This is a genomic window from Flavobacterium sp. J372 (genome assembly GCF_024699965.1).
In the GTDB taxonomy this organism is placed as follows: Bacteria; Bacteroidota; Bacteroidia; order Flavobacteriales; family Flavobacteriaceae; genus Flavobacterium.
This window is the reverse complement of record NZ_JAJOMZ010000004.1, coordinates 2,839,378-2,864,510: the sequence shown is the minus strand read 5'-3', so window position 1 is coordinate 2,864,510 and position 25,133 is coordinate 2,839,378. Positions and strand designations below refer to the sequence as shown.

Annotated in this window: 20 protein-coding genes and 1 pseudogene; 14 read left to right on the top strand and 7 right to left on the bottom strand. The window is 42.9% G+C overall.

All coding sequences use genetic code 11. The annotated features are described in order from the left end of the window. Positions 1-76 precede the first annotated feature (76 nt). Positions 77-4,462 carry a T9SS type A sorting domain-containing protein gene (locus LRS05_RS14205; RefSeq protein WP_257868925.1) on the top strand — a complete coding sequence of 1,462 codons (4,386 nt, stop codon included), beginning with the start codon at positions 77-79 and terminating at the stop codon, positions 4,460-4,462. Between the two features lie 55 nt (positions 4,463-4,517). On the opposite strand, the gene LRS05_RS14200 is transcribed toward LRS05_RS14205, so the two are convergent. Next, positions 4,518-6,107, bottom strand: coding sequence for a peptide chain release factor 3 (locus LRS05_RS14200; protein WP_257868924.1), 1,590 nt, complete (start codon positions 6,105-6,107; stop codon positions 4,518-4,520). A 150-nt stretch (positions 6,108-6,257) separates the two neighbouring features. Between LRS05_RS14200 and LRS05_RS14195 the strand changes: the two genes are divergently transcribed. The 11 genes and pseudogenes from LRS05_RS14195 to LRS05_RS14150 all read left to right on the top strand — a co-directional run bounded on the left by LRS05_RS14195 (position 6,258) and on the right by LRS05_RS14150 (position 17,690). Continuing rightward, complete coding sequence (locus LRS05_RS14195) at positions 6,258-7,175, top strand: type IX secretion system membrane protein PorP/SprF (protein WP_257868923.1); 918 nt, start codon at positions 6,258-6,260, stop codon at positions 7,173-7,175. Further along, positions 7,175-8,476, top strand: a complete 1,302-nt coding sequence (locus LRS05_RS14190; RefSeq protein ID WP_257868922.1) for a hypothetical protein — start codon at positions 7,175-7,177, stop codon at positions 8,474-8,476. The genes LRS05_RS14195 and LRS05_RS14190 overlap by 1 nt, the downstream gene beginning before the upstream one ends. Beyond that, positions 8,461-8,643: pseudogene (locus LRS05_RS17700) on the top strand (carboxypeptidase regulatory-like domain-containing protein); the annotation flags it as partial. The gene LRS05_RS14190 and the pseudogene LRS05_RS17700, both read left to right, overlap by 16 nt. 78 nt (positions 8,644-8,721) lie before the next feature. Beyond that, positions 8,722-9,102 (top strand): OmpA family protein, encoded by a 381-nt coding sequence (locus LRS05_RS14185; RefSeq protein ID WP_257868921.1) that lies wholly within the window; start codon positions 8,722-8,724, stop codon positions 9,100-9,102. A gap of 325 nt (positions 9,103-9,427) precedes the next feature. After that, positions 9,428-10,087 (top strand): peptidylprolyl isomerase, encoded by a 660-nt coding sequence (locus LRS05_RS14180; protein WP_257868920.1) that lies wholly within the window; start codon positions 9,428-9,430, stop codon positions 10,085-10,087. Next, positions 10,045-11,382, top strand: coding sequence for a peptidylprolyl isomerase (locus LRS05_RS14175; RefSeq protein ID WP_257868919.1), 1,338 nt, complete (start codon positions 10,045-10,047; stop codon positions 11,380-11,382). The genes LRS05_RS14180 and LRS05_RS14175 overlap by 43 nt, the downstream gene beginning before the upstream one ends. Continuing rightward, the gene (locus LRS05_RS14170) at positions 11,382-12,230 is read left to right on the top strand and encodes a peptidylprolyl isomerase (RefSeq protein WP_257868918.1); all 849 of its coding nucleotides are present in this window, start codon (positions 11,382-11,384) and stop codon (positions 12,228-12,230) included. Before LRS05_RS14175 ends, LRS05_RS14170 begins: the two co-directional genes overlap by 1 nt. Beyond that, entirely contained in the window at positions 12,214-13,614 is a 1,401-nt protein-coding gene (locus tag LRS05_RS14165) for a peptidylprolyl isomerase (protein ID WP_257868917.1), read from the top strand. Before LRS05_RS14170 ends, LRS05_RS14165 begins: the two co-directional genes overlap by 17 nt. A gap of 81 nt (positions 13,615-13,695) precedes the next feature. After that, on the top strand, positions 13,696-14,649 hold the full coding sequence (locus LRS05_RS14160) for a MoxR family ATPase (protein WP_257868916.1): 954 nt from the start codon (positions 13,696-13,698) through the stop codon (positions 14,647-14,649). A gap of 113 nt (positions 14,650-14,762) precedes the next feature. After that, positions 14,763-15,140 (top strand): hypothetical protein, encoded by a 378-nt coding sequence (locus tag LRS05_RS14155; RefSeq protein WP_257868915.1) that lies wholly within the window; start codon positions 14,763-14,765, stop codon positions 15,138-15,140. Positions 15,141-15,416: 276 nt separating this feature from the next. After that, positions 15,417-17,690, top strand: a complete 2,274-nt coding sequence (locus tag LRS05_RS14150; RefSeq protein ID WP_257868914.1) for an aconitate hydratase — start codon at positions 15,417-15,419, stop codon at positions 17,688-17,690. Between the two features lie 129 nt (positions 17,691-17,819). Here LRS05_RS14150 and LRS05_RS14145 read toward each other — a convergent pair whose 3' ends face one another. The 5 genes from LRS05_RS14145 to LRS05_RS14125 form a co-directional block, all read right to left on the bottom strand. Then, positions 17,820-18,290, bottom strand: coding sequence for a hypothetical protein (locus tag LRS05_RS14145; RefSeq protein WP_257868913.1), 471 nt, complete (start codon positions 18,288-18,290; stop codon positions 17,820-17,822). 110 nt (positions 18,291-18,400) lie between these two features. After that, entirely contained in the window at positions 18,401-20,875 is a 2,475-nt protein-coding gene (locus LRS05_RS14140) for a DUF5686 and carboxypeptidase regulatory-like domain-containing protein (RefSeq protein ID WP_257868912.1), read from the bottom strand. Next, a complete protein-coding gene (aroQ, locus tag LRS05_RS14135; protein WP_257868911.1) occupies positions 20,875-21,297 on the bottom strand; it encodes a type II 3-dehydroquinate dehydratase in 423 nt (140 codons plus the stop codon). The genes LRS05_RS14140 and aroQ overlap by 1 nt, the downstream gene beginning before the upstream one ends. Before the next feature lie 124 nt (positions 21,298-21,421). After that, positions 21,422-21,958 carry a porin family protein gene (locus tag LRS05_RS14130; protein WP_257868910.1) on the bottom strand — a complete coding sequence of 179 codons (537 nt, stop codon included), beginning with the start codon at positions 21,956-21,958 and terminating at the stop codon, positions 21,422-21,424. Between the two features lie 23 nt (positions 21,959-21,981). Beyond that, entirely contained in the window at positions 21,982-22,509 is a 528-nt protein-coding gene (locus LRS05_RS14125) for a porin family protein (protein ID WP_257868909.1), read from the bottom strand. A 176-nt stretch (positions 22,510-22,685) separates the two neighbouring features. Here LRS05_RS14125 and LRS05_RS14120 point away from each other — a divergent pair, with 176 nt between their 5' ends. Beyond that, on the top strand, positions 22,686-23,342 hold the full coding sequence (locus LRS05_RS14120; protein ID WP_257868908.1) for an outer membrane beta-barrel protein: 657 nt from the start codon (positions 22,686-22,688) through the stop codon (positions 23,340-23,342). A 71-nt stretch (positions 23,343-23,413) separates the two neighbouring features. On the opposite strand, the gene LRS05_RS14115 is transcribed toward LRS05_RS14120, so the two are convergent. Beyond that, complete coding sequence (locus tag LRS05_RS14115; RefSeq protein ID WP_257868907.1) at positions 23,414-24,064, bottom strand: porin family protein; 651 nt, start codon at positions 24,062-24,064, stop codon at positions 23,414-23,416. An 89-nt stretch (positions 24,065-24,153) separates the two neighbouring features. Here LRS05_RS14115 and xerA point away from each other — a divergent pair, with 89 nt between their 5' ends. Beyond that, positions 24,154-25,065 (top strand): site-specific tyrosine recombinase/integron integrase, encoded by a 912-nt coding sequence (xerA, locus tag LRS05_RS14110; RefSeq protein ID WP_257868906.1) that lies wholly within the window; start codon positions 24,154-24,156, stop codon positions 25,063-25,065. The last annotated feature ends 68 nt before the right edge of the window (positions 25,066-25,133 follow it).

Sequence of the window (25,133 nt, the reverse complement as noted above, 5' to 3'; positions counted from 1 at the left end):
TGGCAGTAAACAGTTAAGATACATTGCAATTCTATTTTTGGTGGCATTTGGTTCTTATCAATTAAAATAGAAAATTATGACAAAATCTTTACATGAATTGCCTTTAAGGCTGTTTTGTGTCTTAGCGGTAATTATGTCTGCCGGTGCGTTGGCACAAACGCCTGTGGCTTTACCTGCTACATCACCTTACTCACAAAACTTTAATACTACGCCGGGCGCTACAGGTACAACATACCCAACCGGCTGGATTGCCTACCAGGGTACAACTGCCGATGATACTATGTTGGTAAGTACAGCAAGTACAACAACCGGCGGTAATCATAACTATGGCAGCTGTATTGGGCTCCTTGCTTCAGGCAGTTATGTTGCGCCACTATATAATGTGCTTGCTATTGCAAACACAACAGGGAAGACAAACCTTAAAATTTCATACAATGTAAGGAAGATAAGAGAGCAGGGCAGGAATCAATCTTTTAACCTTGAAATAAGTACAACATCTGCCACGGCGGGGTTTACTGCTGTAACAGGTGGTGCATATGATTCCGGCACCTTGGCAGAAGGCAATGTTAAGCCCTATACCAACCTTGATATATCTGCGCTTGATAACATATCAGGCACGGTATGGCTGCGCTGGACCTATACAGAATTAGGAGGTTCGGGCTCACGTGACGGTATCGCGCTTGATGATGTGGTAATTTCATATGATTCGCCACCGCTGGTACCCAATGCACCTGTGGCTACTGCTGCAACTGCAAACAATACCGGCACAAGCTTCATAGCCAACTGGAATGCCGTAACAGGCGCCACTGGTTACAGGCTTGACGTTGCAACAGATAATGCGTTTACCAATAAGCTTGAAGATTATGATGATATTGCCGTAAGCGGTACATCAAAACTTGTGAATATAGGTATACTTCCCAACCAAACCTATTATTACAGGGTACGGGCTGAGAGAGATGCCGAAACATCGGTTGATTCAAATATTATTACTGTTGTGGTGTCGCCCTTTATTTTACAGTCCCCTCTTGCTACTGCAGCCACTGCTGCAGGCTCAGAGGGCTTTACAGCCAACTGGAACGCTGTGGGTGGCGCTACAGGATACTACCTTGATGTAAGTACATCACCTGATTTTGGTACGGCAGTTGAAAATTTAACTGTTGAAACATTTACATTGATGCCTGTAGCTGCAAGCGCGCATGCTAACAGAACCTGGACAGGTGACGGAGGTATTGAATGGTTTGCCACACAGGCCAGGACCGACAGGACATTACCAGGTGACGCTACCGACAGGCTTATAGCTATTTATGAAACGGCTACATTACAGGCAGAACTGGTTTCGGGCTCTATAGCAGGAGATTTTAATTACCTTAAGTTTGATGTGTGGAAGGTATTGAGCACCGGTACAACTGCAACGCTAACGGCAAGTGCACTTTCAGGTACCAATTTTGAAACACAAACTGTAATAGGCACACAGCTGACTCCTTCAAACACAACAGACAAAAATACTTTTGCAGCAACACTGCCGGCAACAATAACAGGACCTTACAAAATTAAGATTGAAGTAACAGAAAATGCAGGTGGTGCGAGGGCAGGTATTGATAACGTGACTTTTGGTACACGAATTCTTTCGGCACCGCTGTTTGTGAGCGGTTACCAAAACCTTGACGTTGGCAATGTTACATCATATAATGTTACAGGCCTTGATCCTGCTACTACTTATTATTACAGGGTTAGGGCGTATACTGCAACTGATACATCAATTAATTCAAATGTGATTACCACTGCAACTACATGTGTTACGGTTGCTCCGCCAACGGCATCGGCACAGCAATTCTGCGGAAGCGCTACAGTGGCAGATCTTGACCTGGCTGAAGATAATGTACACTGGTACAGTGTGCAAACAGGTGGTACAGAACTGGCACCGGGAACAGCGCTTGCAACCGGTACATACTATGCATCGCTTAAAACAGGAAATTGTGAGAGTATAAGAGTTGCAGTGCAGGTGACCGTGACTAATGCTCTTGCCCCGATTGTAGCGCCTTTATCAGTATGTGAAGGCAGCACAGTAGCTGCCTTGACTGCCAACGGAACTGACCTTAAGTGGTATGCTGATGCTACTGCAACAACACCAATAGACCCTGCCACGGTTGTTACAGCGGGTGATTATTATGTAACCCAGACTGTAAACACCTGCGAAAGCCCGCGTGCTCTTGTAACAGTAACCGTACTGCCAATTCCTGTAGCGCCAATAGCTGAAAGCCAGGTGTTTTGCGGCCCGGTAACTGTAAGCCAGCTTATACCTGCACCTGTAACAGGTATTGCCCCAATTACAGAAAGTTTTGAAAGTACTATAAGTGGTTCGATTACAGGGAACTATACTTTTTCTACCGGCGTATGGAGTATGCAAAACGGTACCACAAACAGCATCCCTGCAAATTCATATACCGGCAACAGCATCAGGTTCGCAAATTTCCATATGTACACATCGCCTGCATTCAATAAGATCAAGACGGTAAAATTCTATGCACGTTCTGAAAGTCCTAAAACACTTGAAATAAGGAAGATTGTAGGCACAACAGAAACATCGTTGCAGATAATTCCGCTTACCACTACTTTACAGCAGTATACCATTCAGGTAAATGAGACGAATGATAACGTGAAGATAAAGTTCGTTGGCGAAACAACAAACATACTGGCATATGTAGATGAGGTGCAGTTTATCTTTAATGACGGTACTCCGGAAATAAAATGGTATGCTGATGCAACAGGCGGCAATGCCCTGGCAGCAACAGATGTGCTAATCACCGGTGATTACTATGTTGCCCAAGTTGTAAACGGCTGCGAAGGGCTCAGAACGGAAATAGCCGTGACAATAAATGATATGCCTGACGCCCCTGTAGCAACTGCGCTTTCATTTTGTGGCACGCCAACCGTAGCAGAGCTTACTGCAACAGGTACCGGCCTTAAATGGTATGCAGCCCAAACAGGTGGTACAGCACTGCCTGTTACTGATGCTCTTGTTGCTGGTAATTACTATGTTTCACAAACAATAAATGGCTGCGAAAGCCAAAGGGCAGAAGTAGATGTAACAATAAGTGCCATTCCTGATGCGCCTGTTGCCACATCGCTTGACTTCTGCGGAGACGCAACGGTAGCCGACCTTACCGCAACAGGTACTGCGCTTAAATGGTATGCTGATGAAACAACCGATACAGCGCTTGCAGATAGTGAAGTCTTAACCACAAACACGTATTACGTAAGCCAGACTGTTGGCACCTGCGAGAGCCCGAGGGCATCTGTTGCTGTAACGGTAAATACTGTTCCGGATGCGCCTGAAACCGCACCGCTTAACTTCTGCGGAAGCGCGGTGGCAAGTGAGCTAACGGCAACTACAGGTACAGGATTAAAATGGTATACAACTGAAACAGGAGGCACTTTACTTACGGGTTCGGAAGCCATTACATCAGGAGATTACTATGTATCACAAACAGTGGGCGGATGTGAAAGCCCAAGGGCCATGGTTGCTGTAACTGTAAACCCTATACCAGCTGCACCTTCAATAGCACAGCCTGCACAAACCTTATGCGGAGGCGCAACTGTGGCAGACCTGCTTCCGGCAGATACCTCAATAAAATGGTACACAGCACCTTCAACAGGTACTGCCCTTGCAGCTGATGCAGCACTGGCTAACGGACTTTCTGTATACTATGCATCGCAAATAATAAACGGTTGTGAAAGTACTGCAAGGACTGCTGTTGCCGTAATGGTAAACGTAACGCCGCAACCGACGACAACCGGCAATTATACTTTCTGTAACAACGCTACTGTGGCAGACTTAAATGCCTCGGGTACAAGTATCAGGTGGTATGCTGACGAAACTGCAGCTGATGCACTTGAAAACACTGCTGCGCTTGCGTCAGGGTCATATTATGTGACACAGACATTAAATAACTGCGAGAGTGTCCGCAAAGAGGTTATTGTAACGGTTACCAACCCTGTTGCTGTTGGAGACGCAGTACAGCAATATACTACAGGTGAAACACTGGCTGACCTTGATGTTACAGGCCCGGGCATTGTATGGTATGCTGACGAGGAGCTTACGCAAATGCTTCCTGAAACTACAGTATTGACAGAGTGGACTGTATATTACGCTGTGCCTAATGAAGGTTCTTGTACTGGTGAGGCGCTTGCGGTACAGGTAGATGACATTCTTGGCAACCAGGACTTTGATATAGCAACGCTTAAGTATTACCCTAACCCTGTAAAGGATGTACTGAACATATCATACGCTGACGCTATCACGGGTGTTGAGGTGTATAATATGCTTGGGCAATTGATGATAAACAAAGCGCCAAATTCAGCTACTTTACAGCTTGATATGGCATCACTGCAGGCCGGTACTTATATGATAAAGCTACAGGCGGGCAATGCTACCCAGATTATAAAGCTGATTAAACAATAGGTTAAAGTTAATTTTGTTGAAAAGCCTCCTGATGTATCGGGAGGCTTTTCTGTTTTTAATCAAATTCTGATGTGAAGTATAATTTTACGGTCGGGTATTTTGACTGTGTCATTTGTATAGAGAAATCACTGTCGGCAAGGAATACCAGCTGTCCGTATTTATCTTTCGCCAGGAATTTTTGTTTGATGCGCTTAAACTCGGCAAATTCTTCATTTTTAGGGTCTTCCGGTTTTACCCAGCATGCTTTATACGCAGGGAAGTTTTCGTATGAACATTTTGCTCCATATTCGTGCTCAAGCCTGTACTGGATTACTTCATATTGAAGCGCACCCACGGTACCAATCACTTTACGTCCGTTCATCTCAAGCGTAAACAACTGTGCCACACCTTCATCCATCAGCTGGTCAATGCCCTTTTCCAACTGTTTTGATTTCAGCGGGTCGGCGTTGTTGATATATCGGAAATGCTCCGGTGAGAAGCTTGGTATGCCCTTAAAGTTCATATTTTCGCCCTCGGTAAGCGTATCGCCAATCTTGAAGTTCCCGGTATCATGAAGACCAACAATATCGCCGGGGTATGATACATCCACAATTTCTTTCTTCTCAGCGAAGAAAGCATTCGGGCTTGAAAATTTCAGGTTTTTATTGAGGCGAACGTGCATGTACGGCTTGTTCCTTTCAAACAGCCCTGATACGATTTTCACGAAAGCAATGCGGTCACGGTGCTTCGGGTCCATATTGGCATGTATCTTGAACACGAAGCCCGAAAACTTATTTTCGTCAGGCTTTACCTCGCGCGTATCGCTGTCTTTAGGGCGCGGAGACGGGGCAATTTCAATGAAACAGTCTAACAGTTCACGCACCCCGAAATTGTTTAATGCAGAGCCGAAGAACACGGGCTGCAGCTTACCATCAAGATAGGCTTGACGGTCAAACGGCGGATACACTTCATCAATAAGCTCAAGTTCTTCGCGAAGCTTTTCCGCAGGCTTGGCGCCGATAATCTTTTCCAGTTCAGGGCTGTTAATATAGCTGAAGGCAATAGTATCTTCAATGTTTTTACGGCTGTCACCGCTAAAAAGGTTGATGTTTTTCTCCCAGATGTTGTAAATCCCCTGGAAATCATACCCCATCCCGATAGGAAAACTAAGCGGCGTTACGGTGAGGCCCAGCTTTTGCTCCACCTCGTCCATAAGGTCAAAAGCATCTTTACCCTCACGGTCAAGCTTATTGATGAAAACCAGCATGGGTATGTTGCGCATGCGGCATACCTGCACCAGCTTTTCAGTTTGTTCCTCAACACCTTTCGCTACGTCAATAACAACAATTACGCTGTCAACCGCCGTAAGCGTACGGAAAGTATCTTCTGCAAAATCCTTGTGGCCGGGCGTATCGAGGATGTTTATCTTTTTGTCTTTGTAAATAAAGGCAAGCACCGATGTTGCCACCGAAATCCCCCTTTGGCGCTCAATCTCCATAAAGTCAGATGTTGCACCCTTTTTTATCTTGTTGCTTTTTACCGCGCCCGCTTCCTGTATGGCACCCCCGAAAAGCAGCAGCTTCTCTGTAAGTGTTGTTTTACCGGCATCGGGGTGAGAGATGATGCCAAAGGTGCGTCTGCGTAGTATTTCGTCTTTAAAACTCATTGCTGTAACTTGTTGTTTTTAAAAATCGTGCAAAAATAGCGTTTTTATCGCGAATGGATTGCAGTAATTTCAAATGGCTTAATGTTTAACACCCGATTATTTACTTAAAATGTTATTTTTACCAACATAAAATTGTTATGTACCGCGACTATGTCAAAAATCGCCTGTAAACTATTGCTTTTTCTCCTGTTTCCGGCCTGGCTTTGGGCGCAACAGGAGCCGCAGTACACGCAGTACATGTACAATACGCTCACGGTAAATCCCGGCTATACGGGTAGCACCGGAAACCTTGAAGGGTTGCTGCAGCACCGCACGCAGTGGGTTGGGATTGATGGTGCGCCGCAAACACAGGCATTTACAGTACATTCGCCATTTTACTATGAAAAATTGGGGCTTGGCCTAAGCGTGATGAATGACAGGCTTGGCCCTGCTGATGAGGTGTATGCTGATGCAAATTTTTCATATTCAGTATTTGTGGGCAGGAGCACTAAACTTGCATTTGGGCTGAAGGCCGGTGCGCGGATGCTTAGTATTGACTGGGCGAGGGGCAGGGCGTATGATGAGGGCGACCCGCTGCTGCAGATCAATTTAAACAACAGGATAAACCCGACAATCGGTTCAGGGATATATGTTTATGATGATAAATGGTATGCGGGAATATCGGTGCCAAACTTCATAAGGCATGACTATTATGATGATATTCAGGAAGATGTTATTGCCAGCAGGATGCATTATTATATCATCGGCGGGTATGTGTTTGATATTACGGACAACCTCAAGTTCAAGCCTGCAGTGCTGGGTAAAATAGTGAGCGGCGCGCCGGTAACAGTTGATTTCTCTGCTAATTTTCTGTTTCAGGAACTCGTGACGGTGGGAGCATCATATCGATGGGACGACTCGGTGAGTGCGCTGGCAGGCTTCCAGATTACCAGAAATATCTTCGCCGGATATTCATACGATTACTCTGTGACAGCGCTAAATAAGTATAATGACGGCTCGCACGAGTTCATTTTGCGGTTCACCATTTTCCCGAAGACATCACGTATAAAATCACCTCGCTTTTTCTGATGAAAAGACTATTATTTATAGCGATATTATTCTGCGGAACAATTACTTACGCCCAGGAGCAGAAACTGAAGAAAGCCGATGCGCTGTTTGAGGAAATGGCCTATGCAGATGCAGCAAAAGCGTATGAAGCGTACCTAAAGGACGCGAAAAAGCCCGGTATCACTACGACCAAACGCATTGCCGACACTTATTTTTATACAAACAATTTTGCTAAAGCAGCCGACTGGTATGAAAAAGTGCTGAAAATGCCGGGTGCAAGCACAGATGAGGTTCACTACCGGCGATATGTTTTGTCGTTAAGAGCTTTAAAAAGATATGATGAGGCAGATGCTTTGGTTGGGCAAAAGCTCGCTTCCAAAAAAATTAAAAAAGATCTTGAACGTTTCAAAAAGCAAAAAAATCAGCTTGACAGCATTACCCGAATCACATCAAAATTCGAGATCAGGAACGTAGAAGAAATTAACAGTCCTTTAACAGAGTTCGGGACAACCTTTTTCGGGAGTAAAATTATCTACTCGTCCGCAAAGGACACTACAAAATTTGGTGGGAAAACTTACAAGTATAACAATCAGCCTTATCTGGAATTATACATCGCAGATGTCGACTCAAACGGTCGGTTTACCAACGAGAAAAAATTTGCTAAGCGCGACCAGATAAGCTACCATAATTCCAACGTGGCATTTTTACCGGGTAACGACAGTATTGTGTATTTCAGCGCAAATATTTTAAAAGGTGGCGGCAGGTTGAATAAAAATGATGCAGGGACAAACAACATCGGCATTTTCAAGGCAAAATTGAAAGAGGGCAGGATGCGCGACATTGAGCCGATGCTATTCAATAACGTGAATTACTCCTGTGCGCACCCGGCAATTTCTGCCGACGGGAAATGGATGTACTTCACGAGTGACATGCCCGGCGGTGAGGGTGAGGCAGATATTTATGTAGCGGCAATCCTCGAAAACGGCATGACTGACAAGCCAAAGAACCTTGGGCCAACTATCAACACTGAAGGGAAGGAGATGTTTCCGTTCATTCATGAAAACGTGCTGTACTTCTCATCGGATTGGCATTATGGCCTTGGCGGACTCGATGTGTTTGAAAGCAAAATAGATGATAAAGGCAATTATGGAGAACCGGAGAACCTCGGTAAACCTGTAAACAGTAACCGTGATGATTTTGCTTATATTGTAGCAGAAAATAAACTCTCGGGCTACTTCTCAAGCAACAGGGCAGGTGGCAAAGGCGATGATGACATTTATTACTTCAAAAAGAATGTGGGCAGGCCATTGCGGGAGTCATAACCGGTAAGTCTACCTCCAAACCTATAGCGGGTGTTACCGTTAAGGCATTAAAAGATACAATTGAAATTGCCAGAACCCTAACATCTGTCGACGGTAAATACACTCTCAAACAGCTGCCGTGCAATACCCAAATTACCGTAACAGCAGAAAAACCGGACCATGTTACGGCAACACAACTGGTTAGCCTTCCACGGGTTGCGGGCACAACGCCATTTAATATTGAACTTACCGACTACAGCAGCCTGGTGACAAAGCAGGACAGCATTGAGAAAATTACCATCAATCCGATATTCTTTGATTTCGATAAGTATGATATTACGCCACAGGCGGCTGTAGAACTTGATAAGGTGGTATATGTGCTGCAAAACTTCACCAATGTCATCATAAAAATAGAATCGCATACCGATGCCAGGGGGGATGATGATTACAACCTGAAGCTTTCGGAAAACAGGGCAAAAGCTACCTATAACTATATTTTGTCAAAAGGTGTCACAGCCAACCGTATTGAAAGTGTTGTTGGCTATGGCGAGACCCGCCACGTAAATAATTGCAGCAACGATGTAGAGTGCAGCGAGGAAGAACACTTAAAGAACAGGAGGAGTGAATTTATAATTGTTAGTAAATAGCGACAAGGCATTAGCCACAAGCCATTAGCCACAAGTTTAAAGGTTGAAATTCCAAATCACAAATTTCAAATATCAAACCGGTGTCCCTGCAACGCGTAACCCGTAACCCGTAACTCAACACCCAATACCTAACATCCTGAACCAAATCAACAAATCAACGCATCCACGAATAACAACTCACCGACTCACCAAATAACCAAACAAACTTCTTGCTATATCTTAATGAATTGTTATTTTTGCTGATTGCAATAAATAACGGGCAGCCATACTATTATGGTTTCCCTAACGTTTACTAACCATATTAAAAAAAGCAGTCAGTAAAATAATGAAATTAAAGCATGTTCTTTTAGGTTTATCCTTTTTTGTATCGGCGCTAAGTTTTGCGCAGCAGGCCAAAAAAGAAGTTTTATTCACAATTGATGGTAAACCTTATTATACAGACGAGTTCATCAGGGTTTACAATAAAAACCTTGACCTGGTTAAAGACGATTCGCAAAAAGACCTTAACAATTACCTTGACCTTTTCATAGGCTATAAGCTGAAAGTTCAGAAGGCAAATAAGCTGGGCCTGCAGGAAGGGCAGAACTATAAGAACGAGCTTAAATCATATCGCAACCAGCTGTCGCGCAACTATGTTACTGACACAAAAGTGACACAGGAGCTTATAGATGAGGCTTATGCACGCTCACTTAAAGAAATCAGGGCATCACACATATTGTTCCTTGTAGATGAAAATGCCGCCCCGGCTGATACGCTGAAGGCTTATAACAAAGCGATGGACGCCCGCAAGAAACTGTTGGCAGGGGCCGATTTTGGCAAACTTGCAGCAGAAGTTTCCGAAGACCCGTCAGCAAAAGAAAACCAGGGTGACCTGGGCTATTTCAGCGCCTTCCGAATGGTATACGCATTTGAGAGCGGCGCTTACAACACAAAAAAGGGGAAGTGTCTAAACCGGTACGTTCGCGCTTTGGCTACCACCTTATAAAGGTTACCGATGTTCGCGACAACCGCGGAGAAGTAACGGTGGCGCATATAATGGTTGGTAAAAAAGAGGGAGACAAAGCCAAAACTACCATTGACGAAATATACCAAAAGCTAAAGCAGGGAGAAGATTTTGCCGAACTGGCAAAACAATTCTCTGAAGACAAATCATCGGCAGAAAACGGCGGCAAGCTTAACAGGTTCGGTTCGGGTGAGCTAAGTTCGCCTGAATTTGAGCAGGTGGCATTCAGCCTTAATAATCCGGGTGATTTTAGTGCGCCGTTTGAAACGCAGTTTGGATGGCATATTGTAAAGCTTATAGAAAAACATGCTATCAAGCCAAAAGCTGATGTGCAGGCTGATTTTGAAAACCGTGTTCGCCGCGATGACCGTTCAAGGCGCATTACCGAAAGCCAAAATGTAAAACTTAGAAAAAAATATGCTGTAAAAAAGGATGCGAAAGTATATGCTGCAACGGCTAAGCTTTTGAATGATAAAGTGTATACACAGGCTTGGGAAATGCCTAAAGAAGGTGATTACTCTCAAACAATACTTACCATAAACAACGACAGGAAAGTGCCTGCAAAAGCGTTTCTTGACTATGTGGCGGCAAGGCAGAGGGGAGAGCTTACCGTGAAGCCGCTAAGCCGCCTGGGCGATGTGCTGTTTGAAGATTTCATAAACACGCAGCTTAACGAATATTATAACGATAATCTTGAGGGCGAGTTCCCTGAGTTTGCCGTGGTGATGGAAGAATACCGTGACGGCCTGCTGCTTTTTGAACTGATGGAGAAGGAGATATGGGAAAAAGCAAAGACAGATTCAATCGGCCTTGAGCAGTACTATACCGCACACCGCGACAGCTACCAGTGGAAAGACAGGATAGAAGGCGATGTGTATTCAACCAAAAGCGAGGCTGCAGCTAAAAGCGCCCGTAAGCTGTTGAAGAAGGGTAAGACTGCTGAAGATATTAAAAAGCAGTTGAATAAAGACGGCAAGGTAGACATTATGGAGAGAAGCGGTACTTTTGAGCTCGAAAGCGATGTGCTGCCAAAGCAGGATAAGTGGAAAACCGGCGTAACAGATATATTGAAGAAAGGTGATTACTACTACGTAGTAAATGTAAAGAAAGTTGCAGGAAAAGGCCCTAAAACGCTGGAAGAGGCAAAAGGGCGGGTAGTGAACGACTACCAGCAATACCTGGAAAGCAAGTGGGTGACCGACCTTAAGGGCGAGTTTAACGTGCAGGTAAACCGCAACGTGTTTGAGAACGTTAAGAAGCAGCTGAACCAGAAATAATGCTGAAAAACGGAATACTGTTTGCTTTATTGGCTCTGTGCATTTCCTGCGGTGATAAGGAACGGCCTAAAACCGATGCGGTTGCCAGGGTTAATGACAGCTACCTGTTTCCCGATGAATTGACAGGGCTTGTGCCGGCGGGTACAGCAAAAGCCGACAGTATAGCGATTATAAAGAATTATATTGACAGGTGGGCTTCGCAGAGGCTGCTTTATGACGCCGCCGAAATCAATCTTGGTAAAGAGCGCCAAGAAGAATATAACCAGCTTATAGAGCAATACCGTACCGACCTGTATACCCGCGGGTATCTGGAAGAAATTGTAAAGCAAAGTGCTGATACGGTTATAACCAATGAAGAAGTTGCAGCTTATTATAAAGCCAACAAAGAGAATTTCCGTACAACGGGTATGCTGGTAAAGCTCCGGTATTTATATGTTGCCAAAGACCATCCGAGATTAGGCCTTGTAAGGAGCAGGTTTTTAAGCGGAAATAAGAAAGACCTGAAGGCGCTGAATGACATGAGCATACAGTTTAAGAGTTTTGCCTTTAATGATACAACATGGGTAGATATTAACCAGGTGTACCAGAAACTTCCATTTATTACTCCCGAAAACAGGGGTAAGTATGTAAGCGGGAGTATGTCATACCAATATCCGGACTCAACCGGAGTGTATATGGTAAAAGTAAGGAGCGTACTTGACAAAGGACAAATAGCCCCGTATGAGTTTATAGCGCCAACATTGAGGCAGCTTATAATAAATAACAGGAAACTGGAGTTAATAAAAAAGTTTGAGAAAGAAATTACAGACGATGCGATTAAAAACAAAAAATATGAAGTTTATAAATAGCAGGCTTTTACTGCTTTTGGCGATTATCCTTAGTGCATTTACCGCCACGGCGCAGGAAATAATTAGGGAAACGCCCCGCGATACCGTAAAGCCAAAGCCAACAGCTGGCAGGGCAAAGGTTGACGGTATTGTGGCAGTGGTAGGTGACTATGTGGTGCTTGACAGCGATATTGATATGATGTACCGCGAAATGCAGGCACAAAATATGTCTACCAAAGATGTAACCCGCTGCGAGCTTTTAAGCCGCCTTATGGAAGAAAAGCTTTTTGCGCACCAGGCAATACAGGATAGTATAGTGGTTACCGATGCTGAGGTGAACAGCATGATGGAAGAGAGGATTAACTATTTTGTAGAGGCGATAGGCTCTCAGGATAAAATGGTGAAATACTTCAAGAAAAAGAATATTGAAGCTTTCCGCACAGAGCTTTTTGATATGCTTAAGAGCCAGAGGCTCACCGAGCAGATGCAGCGTAAGATATTTGATGATGTAACAATAACTCCTGAAGAAGTAAGGCAGTTCTACAATAGTATTAAGGGCGACCTGCCTGTATTTGGCGCCGAGATGGAAATAGCCCAGATTGTAATAAAGCCGCAAGTAACACAGGAAGCCAAGCAGGCCGTGATTGACAGGCTGCGGCAGATAAAAGCCGATGTGCAGAACGGGTCAAGCTTTTACAGTAAGGCGGTACTTTATACTGAAGACAGGGCGTCAGCATCGTCAGGCGGTTTCATCAAAATGAACAGGAAGTCGCCGTTGGTGAAGGAATTTAAGGAAGTTGCCTTTAGTACTGAAGAGGGGCAGATAAGTGAGCCTTTTGAAACGCAGTATGGCTACCACATAATTTATGTGGAGAAGATACGCGGGCAAGACCTGGATGTCCGCCATATATTGATATCTCCAAAAGTATCTGACGCCGATTTAAAAAAGGCAAAAGACAGGATAGACCTGATACGCCAGCGGATTGTATCGGGCGAAATTTCTTTTGCCGATGCTGCAAGGTCAGAATCAGATGAAAAAGAAACACGCAACAGCGGCGGTTTGCTTATGAATCCGCGTACGCTTGAAACACGTTTTGAACTTACTAAGATTGATCCTAAAATTTATACCGAAGTGCAGGGCCTTAAAGACCGTGAAGTGACCAGGCCAATACTTGATGATGATCCGGGAGCCGGACAGAGTTACAAGATTTATACCGTTATGAACAGGTATGATGAGCACCCTGCCGATTATGCTTTGGATTATACGAAAATTAAAGACCTGGCCCTTCGTGAAAAGCAGAAGAAAGCTATTGCAAAATGGACAGACGAGAAGATAAAGGAAACCTATGTAAAAATTGCCGCAGATTATAAAAATTGCCAATTTGGCAATCACTGGGTGAAATAATTTAGGTTGACAATAAAAATATTTATAAGTTTGAAGCTAAGGTTTTCCTTAGCTTTAATTTTAATCATCAATCAATAACCTATGTCAGACGTAGCAGCCATACAAAATTTAGTACAAAAGCAGAAAGCGCTTAAAGATGAAATTGCCAAAATAATAGTAGGCCAGGATGAGGTGGTAAACCAGATTGTGCTGAGCATTTTTGCCGGCGGGCATGCATTGCTGGTAGGTGTGCCGGGGCTTGCCAAAACACTTATGGTAAATACCATATCTCAGGCTTTGGGTCTTGATTTTAAAAGGATACAGTTTACGCCCGACCTTATGCCGAGCGACATTTTAGGAAGTGAAATACTTGATGAGAACAGGCAGTTCAAGTTTATAAAAGGGCCCGTTTTCTCAAACATAATCCTTGCCGATGAGATAAACCGTACACCGCCGAAAACCCAGGCAGCGTTGCTTGAGGCGATGCAGGAAAAGGCCGTTACCATTGCGGGCCAGCATCACAGGCTGGCGCAGCCCTACTTTGTATTGGCTACACAAAACCCGATAGAACAGGAGGGTACATATCCGCTGCCGGAAGCCCAGCTTGACCGTTTTATGTTTGCCATAAAGCTGGATTACCCCACTTTTGCTGAAGAAGTACAGGTGGTGAAAAGCACTACAGCAGATACAAAGGCTTCAATTTCGCCACTTTTTACGGCTGAAGAGATACTTGATTTCCAACATTTAATTCGCCGCATACCTGTTGCGGATAATGTTGTGGAATATGCCGTTACGCTGGTAAGCAAGACCAGGCCGGGCAATGCCCTTTCAAACGATTATGTAAAAACTTATCTTGACTGGGGTGCAGGGCCGCGTGCATCGCAAAACCTTATACTTGCAGCTAAAACACACGCTGCCCTAAACGGCAAATTCTCGCCGGATATTGAAGACGTAAAAGCAGTAGCAACGGGCATATTGCGCCACCGTATTATTAAGAATTACAAAGCAGATGCTGAAGGCATTACTGAAGAGGCAATAATTGCAAAGCTGCTTTAATTTTAACATTTTAAATATCAGGCTGTTAACAACATGTGGATATTTTTTTGGAGTGTATAATAATTCAGTTCTTTTTGAGTTTTAAATTTACATTACATCCAAAAAAATAGAATATGAGACTACTTAAGATGCTCCCTGAACTCTTTTTTATGGGTTTGGGTACATATTGGGCAATAGAGAACTATATGGCTTCAGGCCACCGGAATTATATAGCAGTATTTTTTGTATGGCTGCTTTTTTTGCAGCTATTCTACAAAAACCGGATATTAGGGCTTATTTATGGCATCATTCTTACTATGATTTCAGGTATGATGTCGCTCGCCGTTATTTCTGAATACAGGGAATTCAATCCGGCTGAGGCTGAAGGCATAAGGCTGTTGATATGGGGCCTTGCTTTATTTGGCGTGGGCATATTTATGGGCCTGTATATGATTTATAAGTACGCTACATCAAATGTTGAATACGAAGACAGCGTATTGACCACAGTTTAAACATTTATATCAATATATGATGCCGCACAGCGATGTGCGGCATTTTCTTTTTATACTATTTTCAAATGAATATTAAGGATTTGGCAATTGAAAAATAAAATTTTGAGAATTCCGAAACAAATGCCTTAATCTGTAAAGTTTTTATGAAATCTTCAGGATTATAGAATGTTTATAAATAATTATTCTTTCAAAATAAAGAAACTATAAAAATTTTCTAATCAATTTAAGATTGACTAAATTTACGGACTTTTTACAAACGAACTTAATTTACTTACTATGGCTTTTGATATTGAAATGATCAAAAAGGTGTATGCAAACATGGCCGAGCGTGTTGATAAAGCACGAGAGCTGGTGGGCCGTCCGCTTACACTATCCGAAAAGATTCTATATTCACACCTGTGGGAAGGTACGCCGTCACAGGCTTTTACAAGAGGAAAAGATTATGTTGATTTCGCTCCGGACAGGGTTGCCTGCCAGGATGCTACTGCACAAATGGCACTGCTTCAGTTTATGCATGCCGGAAAAAGTAAGGTAGCTGTGCCTACAACTGTACACTGTGACCACCTTATCCAGGCTAAAGTAGATGCTAAGATTGACCTTAAACGCGCGAAAGAACAAAGCAACGAGGTATTTGACTTCCTTTCGTCAATTTCAAATAAATACGGTATCGGTTTCTGGAAGCCGGGTGCGGGTATCATCCACCAGGTGGTGCTTGAAAACTATGCATTCCCGGGCGGTATGATGATTGGTACCGACTCTCACACCGTAAACGCAGGCGGCCTTGGTATGCTTGCCATTGGTGTGGGTGGCGCTGACGCCGTTGACGTAATGAGCGGCATGGCCTGGGAACTTAAATTCCCTAAGCTTATCGGCGTGAAGCTTACAGGTAAGCTTTCAGGCTGGACAGCCCCTAAAGATGTAATACTTAAAGTGGCAGGTATCCTTACCGTAAAGGGCGGTACCGGCGCTATCATTGAATATTTTGGCGAAGGTGCACAGGCTATGTCGTGTACCGGTAAAGGTACCATATGTAACATGGGTGCTGAGGTTGGCGCTACTACGTCAACTTTCGGTTATGACGATTCTATGGACCGTTACCTGCGTGCCACCAACCGTGCCGATGTAGCTGACGAAGCTAAAAAAATGGCGAAGTACCTTACAGCTGACGAAGAAGTTTACGCTAATCCTGGCGAATACTTTGATGAGCTTATCGAGATAAACCTGAGCGAGCTTGAGCCGCACCTTAACGGGCCGTTCACTCCGGATCTGGCTACTCCTATATCACAAATGCGTGAAGAGGCTACTAAAAATGACTGGCCTTTGCAGGTTGAAGTTGGCCTTATCGGGTCATGTACCAACTCATCTTACGAAGATATCTCTCGCTCGGTATCAATTGCTAACCAGGCTGTCGAGAAAAAGCTTAAGCCAAAGGCTAAGTTTACCATCACCCCGGGTTCAGAATTGGTTCGCTATACAATAGAACGTGACGGCTTTATCAAGACTTTCGACAAAATCGGCGCTACTGTATTTGCCAATGCCTGCGGGCCATGTATCGGTATGTGGGACAGGGAAGGCGCTGAAAAAGAAGAACGTAACACTATTGTTCACTCGTTTAACCGTAACTTCTCTAAAAGGGCAGACGGTAACCCGAACACGCTTGCTTTCGTAGGTTCGCCTGAGCTTGTAACGGCTATCGCCATTGCAGGTGATCTTGGCTTTAACCCACTTAAAGATAAGCTTATCAATGAAGATGGTGAAGAAGTAATGCTTGAAGAACCTACAGGTAATGAACTTCCGCCGAAAGGCTTTGATGCTGAAGACCCAGGCTATCAGGCTCCGGCAGAAGACGGCTCTAAAGTGCAGGTGGTTGTCAGCCCTGAAAGTGAGCGCCTTCAGCTGCTTGCCCCGTTTGAGCCATGGAACGGTGAAAACATCATGAACGCAAGGCTGCTTATCAAGGCTTACGGCAAGTGTACTACCGACCATATCTCTATGGCAGGGCCTTGGCTGCGTTTCCGTGGTCACCTTGACAATATATCAAACAACATGCTTATTGGTGCGGTAAATGCCTTTAACATGAAAACAAATAACGTGAAGAACCAGCTTACAGGCGAGTATGATGCCGTACCTGCTGTACAACGTGCTTATAAGGCTGTTGGTGTGCCAACGGTTGTTGTGGGTGACCATAACTATGGTGAAGGTTCATCGCGTGAACATGCTGCTATGGAGCCGCGCCACCTTGGTGTGAAAGTGGTACTTGTGAAATCTTTTGCACGTATTCACGAGACAAACCTTAAGAAGCAGGGTATGCTTGCGCTTACGTTCGCCAATGAAGGTGACTACGATTTCATACAGGAAGATGATACATTCAACTTCATCGATCTTAAGGAGTTTGCACCTAACAAGCCAATAACTGTAGAGGTGGTACACAAAGATGGTACTAAACACACTATCCTTTGTAACCATACCTATAATGAAGGCCAGATTGGCTGGTTTGTGGCAGGTTCTGCACTTAACCTAATTGCAGCTGCCGGAAACGCCAACGCTTAAGATTAATTTTTAGTTATAAGTTGAGAAGCTCCTTTCGCGAAGCGGGAGGAGTTTTTTGTTGTAAGCGAATGAGTCAGAAAAAAAAATATTTATTTGAGGCACGATTGCAAATCCGTGCTATTGAGCTTGTTAATTGTAGCTTTGTTTAACTAAAGTGAAATCCCCATTTGAAAAGTCATTAAGAAAGGAATTATAAATTCCTAAATCAAGCCTGTCTTTTGTTAACTTTTCAAGTGCAAAAACAACCTTTATCTCATTAGCTATGTATTGATACGCACTGCTACATTCATATCCTTTATAATCTTGTGGATTATTATGATCTTCCCTTAACGAACCCTCAGGTATCTCACCCTCCACCAAAATTATCTCAGGTGTACCTTCTATTTTTACAGATGTATGTATATTGTACAGTTTAAAACCATAGATTGCTTTTTCATTTGAATAAATCGTCATTTTATAATCGTTATTCAAGTATACAAGGGTATCCTGATTGCTTTTAATACTAAGTTCTTTGTTTGAATTTGGTTGATTATTAAAACAGCCCAGTGTTGTAAAGGCTATGATTATAAAAAGTGGTATCATTAATTTAATTGTCCTCATTTATGTGTTAATGGTAATATAGTGAGATAATCTATTTTATAAACTCTAAGTAATCCGTGTCCATCCGCCCAAATCAGCGTCATCCGCGTTCCTTAAATCTTTCTAGAGTTCTACTCCAATATATCTAAAAACGTTAAGCCAAAGATTACCCCGTCACTTATAAATCCACTTTCATAAGAGCGGATATAATCTACACGAAGGAAGCGGAACTTGCCCCAGCCCAGGTTATCAAGGCCGGCAGTAAACTCCATGTAGGGTTTGCGTTCAGGTACGGTTAGCATATGGGCACCAACAACAAGGTGGTAGTTCAACTTATTGAATAGCGGAATGCCGTTGGTGAGGTATCCTTTAAAGTTATGCTCAAGGTGGCCTTCAAAGTATTGGTCGTTGGTGCTGTGGGTGTAGTAGGGCAGGAAGTTGAACACGTTTAAGTAACGCTCGCTTTTGCCTATGTGCGTTTGGTTGCCGTTAAAATGGCGGTAATCGGTAAAGGCAATATTATCTGACCCGAAGAATTTACCGGCCCTGAAATTTGTTCCTAATTCACCCTTGTTACCTAAAGTAACATCATAGGTAAGGCGTGTAGAAAGGTGGTCATAGTTATAATCGCTTATGCTTGATGCAAAACCTTTATCATAGCGCAGGTACAGGCGAGGGTATTTCTCATTCGGCAGGTTCAGTTTGCCGTCCGGCCGTGTCCAGTACTTTTGCCCGAAAGTAATGCGTGTTGAAAGGTATGCCCTTACCATGTTATGCGTCTCAAACGTTGGCGTTTCATAATCAAAAGGCAGCATCGGGTTGTTAGATGTGTATGGCTTGCCTGCATCTTTTAATGTAGAGAAGTTGGTGTTATTCCTCAGGTGGTGTCTGCGGGTATATTCTGCGCCTGCAAATGCATATATGCCATTCACCACTTCTTCCGAATAATCAAGGCGTATAAACTCTTTGTTATAAAGCTTCATATAATTTTCCCGGAAGAAAAGAGTGCTAATACTGTTCACGATACGGTTGATAGGCCTTTCAGGGTTGTACTGCTCTATGCTGCTTCCGCCTGAGAGGGTAAGCGTTCGTTGTGTAAAGTTGCTGAACTTACGCGATATAGTACCCGTTGCGCGGAAACGTTGCTCGGCAAAGCCATAATTAAGGTCGGTGCCTATGGTAGTGTACGTGCGTTTTTCAGGGTCACGTTTTGTGAAGTAAAATGCCGGGGCGAGGTGGTAGGCCTGTACGGTATTAAACCCCAGCCTTCGGATGATGCCTGAATAATACAGCGACCAATTCTCATAAGAGTTATTATAGGTGTAGCCTGTAACAGGGTTAAGCCATCGGAATTTGTTATTCACCCGGTCTATTGAGTCAAGATACACTTTGCTGGAGCGCAGTTCTTTAATGCTGTCTTTTTTGGTATAGTCTTCAGACTCTTCATCCGTCAGCGGGATAGGGCGGATGGCATCCCAAAAATTGTTTTCTTTCTTGTTTGCGTCTTCAACCACTGTCAGCACCTCATTATCAAAGGTCTTTTTGTCAAACGCCGGCTCAAACACAAAGTTGCTGTACACGTAGCTGAACCTTCCGCTGAATTTAATACCAAATATACCTGCCTTAAAATCAAGGCTTTGTGTGTTTTTAGTCCATATCTTTTCGCGAGAGTTATATCCGTATGCCTGTTGCACATTAAGTGTATCAAGTATATCCATTTTTACCTGCTTACCGGTAATAGATAAGTCAACAGCGTAAATTTCCCAGGTATCTTCAACAATATAAATATAGCCCGTTGTTACAGGGTCAGCGGGTTGCCTGGGTGTAACTTTAATCTTGTTGATAAGGTGCTTTTCCTGATCATAAAAAGTACTCTCAAGCGTATACCTGTAATAGTTAAAAGCATTATCTGCAATAGGCGAGATTACATTAATTTCAAACGGGATGTAGTTTTCATAAAAGTCAAACTCGGCAGCGGCAGCGTTGTTAAAACTAAAGCCATTATCATCTCCCGCCACTTTTGACGCTACAATGGTTTCCTTAATTTTACCGGGCTTCTGGTATTTTACGCGGCTTACGGTTTCGCTAAGGTAAAGTACGCCTGTACCGGTACTGTCAAGCGCTCCGTTGAAGTCGCCCAGGTCCTGGCCCAGTATTTTGCGCGGAGCATCTTTTACACGGAAGATACCCCGTGAATAAAAATCAGCTTCAAATTTTGCGGTTTTTGCGCTATTCTCTTTACGGTGCTTTATCGCCTGGCGAATTACGGCATTCGCAGGATTATCGGTATTTGAAACGGTTACTTCACTAAGGGTAAATTCCTCATCCTGCAGGGTTACATTCAGTGTATACGGAAACTTATCAATAGAAATTTTCACTTCCCGGGTCTTAAATCCGAGTGACTGGAAGATAAGGGTATGGCTTCCTTTTTCTTTCAGCGTAAGCGAATACAGGCCGTCTTCATTTGATGATGTGCCGTTATATGTTCCGCTAACTACAATACTTGCATAGGGTATGGGCTGGCCGTCGGCAGAAGTTATTTTACCTGTAACCTGTGCAAACCCGGCTGAACAGCACAACAATAGTAATATGTATAGTGATTTCATTATACGGTTTTTGTAAGATATTGAAGCGCCAGTTCATAACCCTGCATGCCAAAGCCTATTATAACTCCGGCCGCAGCAGGGGAGATGTAAGATTTATGCCTGTAAGTTTCGCGAGAGAATGTGTTGGATATATGTACCTCTATAACCGGCGCATTTACGGCAAGCACAGCATCGGCAATACCTATAGAGGTATGGGTGTATGCTCCCGCATTAAGTATAATCGCATCATGCGTAAAGCCTGTAACCTGCAGCTGCGTAATTAGCTCGCCCTCGATGTTGCTTTGATAATACGATAGGTCAACGTGAGGATACTTAGCTTTTAGGGTAGTGAAATATTCCTCAAATGTTGTGTTCCCGTAAATATGTGTTTCACGTTTTCCCAACAGGTTCAGGTTTGGGCCGTTTATGATGATGACTTTCATTGCTGCGGTTTTTGTAAAAATAATCATTCATTTCTTACAGCAATTATCTGCTAACACAAAATTTAACATTGTTGAACAAAAAAGGCCTCCATTCCGGGAGGCCTCACTATAAAAGAAGCTTTTTTTAAAAGAACATATAGCCGAGTGAAAGCTGGAACACAGCATTCTTAGAATCTCCGCCGTCATAAACATCATTAAGGCCTATGGTATAGCGCGCCTGTGCAAAAAGGCCTTTTATAATTCTAAGCTCAACTCCTCCGGCGGCAGCTATATCAAGACTGTTAGCATCTCCGGTCTCAATAAGGCTTTCGCTTTCATTTATAAGAAATGAAAATTGGGGACCCGCCATAAGGCTAAGCCTGTCCGGCAATATGTAAAATTTAGCCATAACAGGTACAGAGATATAGTCAAGATTAATATCATCACCTGTTTCTACTTTTGCTCCAACAGAGTTGAAAAGGCCTTCAGCCTGAACAGAGAACATAGGTACGAAGTTAAGCTCAAGGGCAGCACCTGCATGAAAACTGGTGATGTTGTCTGTATTGTCAGCCCCGTTTATGCTGGCAAAGTTAGCGCCGGCTTTAAGTCCGAATTTAATGTCTTGGGCCTGGGCAGCTGTACCAAGAGCGATAATTGCAATTACTGTAAGAATTTTTTTCATAGTATATAGTTTTTAGTTGTTTATTAGAAAATGTATCCTAACCCAAGAGACACTACAGAGTTCTTAAGGTCAGAATTATCAGAAAGCCTGCTTAGCCCCGCATTATACCTTGCCTGTATAAAGAGCCCGTCTGCCACAAAAAACTCAAGCCCGCCTACAATGCCAAAATCATAAGTATTGCTTTCAAGCCTGTCAACATTATCACTTTCATCAATCAGAAGCCCAAATTGGGGACCGCCCTGTATATTAAAGCTGTCCGTCAGGTATATTTTTGCAACAACAGGCAGTGTCAGGTAATTCAGTTCATACTTTTCATCTTTGATTTCCGCGCCTTGGCGACTATACAAAAATTCAGCCTGTACGGAAAGATGGTCAAATACTTTAAGCTCAGCAAGACCGCCGGCCTGCCAGCCTATAAGTACATTAAAATCTTTTGAGTCATCACCACGAAAACTTGCAAAGTTTACACCTGCTTTTATGCCATATGCCTGCGCATTTGAGAGTGTGCAGCAGCCCAGTATTACAGCTGCTGTAAGAAGTAATCTTTTCATTTAAATTATGCTGTTTTATTTAAAACAAATATACTGCAATATTATTAAGACGAGTTGTGTTAAATAAAGTGTTATGAAAATTTTAGGTGCTTAAAGATAAAATAATACACGAATGTATTTTCTTATTAAAATTTTTATAATTTTGCCTCACCTAACAAAATTAAATTTTGATTATTATGAAAAAAATCATTTTATCAGCTGCTGCTATTGTAGCAATTGCGTTTTCAGCTAAAGCTCAGGAAACTGAAACTCCTGCATTTGGTTTTAGCGCAGGTAACATTATCGTTGAAGGCAATCTAAGCTGGAATTCTACAAAAGAAGAAGAGCCTGGAGTTGAAACTAAAGAAAACTTTTTCAGCTTTAACCCAAAAGCAGGTTATTTTATCACAGATAAATTTGCAGTAGGTGTTGAGCTTGGAATTGGTTCAAACAAAGAAGAGGTTACACCGGATGGAGCTCCAACTTCTGAGGAAAAAACTAACTTTTTTGGTGCAGGTGTATTCGGACGTTACTATTTCCTTGAGCTAGGGCAAAGGTTTAAGACTTATGCTGAAGTTGGTGTTGGTTTCGGTGGTGGTAAAACTGAAGTTGACGGTACTGAAATATCTAAAAACAATGGGGTTAATGCAGGCCTTGATCTTGGTATCAACTACTTCATTACTCCAAGCTTTGCAATCAATTTCGGACTTGCTGACGTAATTTCGTACAATTCATTTACACTTGAAGATCCTGCAACAGGAGATGAAACTAAAACAAATACATTTGAAGGTAACATCAATGTGTTTAATAACTTCTTCTCAACTGCTACGTTTGGTTTGACATACAAGTTCTAATCAGAGACTGTATAAAATTATAAAAACCTCCCGGTTTGGGAGGTTTTTTGTTTTGTAATCTGTGGATTTTATTAGAATTTAAATCCAACACCAATCTGGAATACTGAGTTGTTTATTTTCACATCGTCAGCAATATCGCTTATACCCTGGTTGTACCTTGCATAAGCAAATAGTCCCATTTCAGTTTGGAAAGTTGCACCACCTACTGCACCAAATTCAAATGTGTTTAGACTGTCTCTCAATGGAGATGGAGAATCACCGTTGTTTCCGGTTGGGTCAGTGTCATATTCATCATTTACAAGGAAAGAGAATTGCGGACCTGCTTCAAGGCTGAATCCTTTAAAAAGGTATACTTTAGCCAACACAGGCACATTGATGTAGTCAAGTTGTAATTCTGCATCCTTCCTTTCACCAAATTCAGGATCTAATGGGTTACTTACAGTGTAGCTGCGTGCAGCACCCTGTCCGGAATACAATACTTCAGCCTGTAGTGAGAACATTTCAGAAAGCGGGAACTCTGCTAATACACCCACGTGGAAGCTTGTCCTTGAGTCAGCATCACCAAAATCATCACCGTTAAGGTTTGCGAAGTTTACACCACCTTTAACACCAAATCTTACAGACATGTCATTAGTGTTGCTTACATTCTCCTGTGCGTTAGCTACTGTTACAGCACCTAACATAAGTGCACCTGCCGTAAAAAATTTAAATAGTTTCATCATTATTAAGTTTTAGTTTTGTAAGTCAAAAGTATTGCAAGTATTTACGCACCTTTGTCAAGGAATTCTTAATTCACAAAACTTTAACCTGTATGAAAAGTTGGATTAAATTCATTAAAGACTATCGCTCATATCTTAAAATAGAGCGTGGGTTGTCTGACAATTCGGTAGTTAGCTACATTTTTGATGTGGAACGCCTGGTTAAATTTCTTGAAGAGAACAGTATTGACGTTTCTCCATTAAAGATTACGGAAGATGAAATTCAGCAGTTCGTGTACAGTGTTGCAGGAGAACTTAACCCGCGTTCCAAGGCGCGCCTTATATCAGGCCTTAAAAGCTTTTTTAATTACCTGATGTTTGAAGATTACCGTAAAGAAACCCCAATGGAACTTATTGAAGTGCCAAAAATTGGGCGAAAACTGCCGGACACGCTTTCCACTGCAGAGATTGATGCACTGATTGCTGCTGTAAAAACTACCGGCAACCAAGATGAAGAAGATAAGATAGGTATAAGGAACAAAACTATGCTTGAAGTTCTCTATAGCTGCGGCCTTCGTGTAAGCGAATTGACCACACTGAAGCTAAGCGACCTGTTTTTTGATGATGGGTTCATCCGTATTACTGGTAAAGGCAACAAGCAGCGTTTTGTACCGATAGGAAAAAAAACACAGCAGGACATTGCAGACTATGTGCAGAATGGGCGCTTCCCTGCAATTAAAAATCATGAAGACACATTGTTCCTCAACAGGCGGGGCAGGGGGCTTACACGTGCCATGATTTTTACAATAATTAAAAGGCTTGCGGATGATATAGGCCTGAAAAAGAAAATTAGCCCGCACACTTTCCGCCATTCTTTTGCAACGCATCTGCTTGAAAATGGTGCTGATTTACGTTCAATACAAATGATGTTGGGGCACGAATCTATCACTACCACAGAAATTTACATGCATATTGACAGAAAATTCTTAAATCATATATTAAATACTTATCATCCAAGGAGATAATTAAGTAAAATCTGTTAAAAAACGTTTTGAGGTTTTAAAACTAAGGTTATTTTTGTGGTTTAATACTT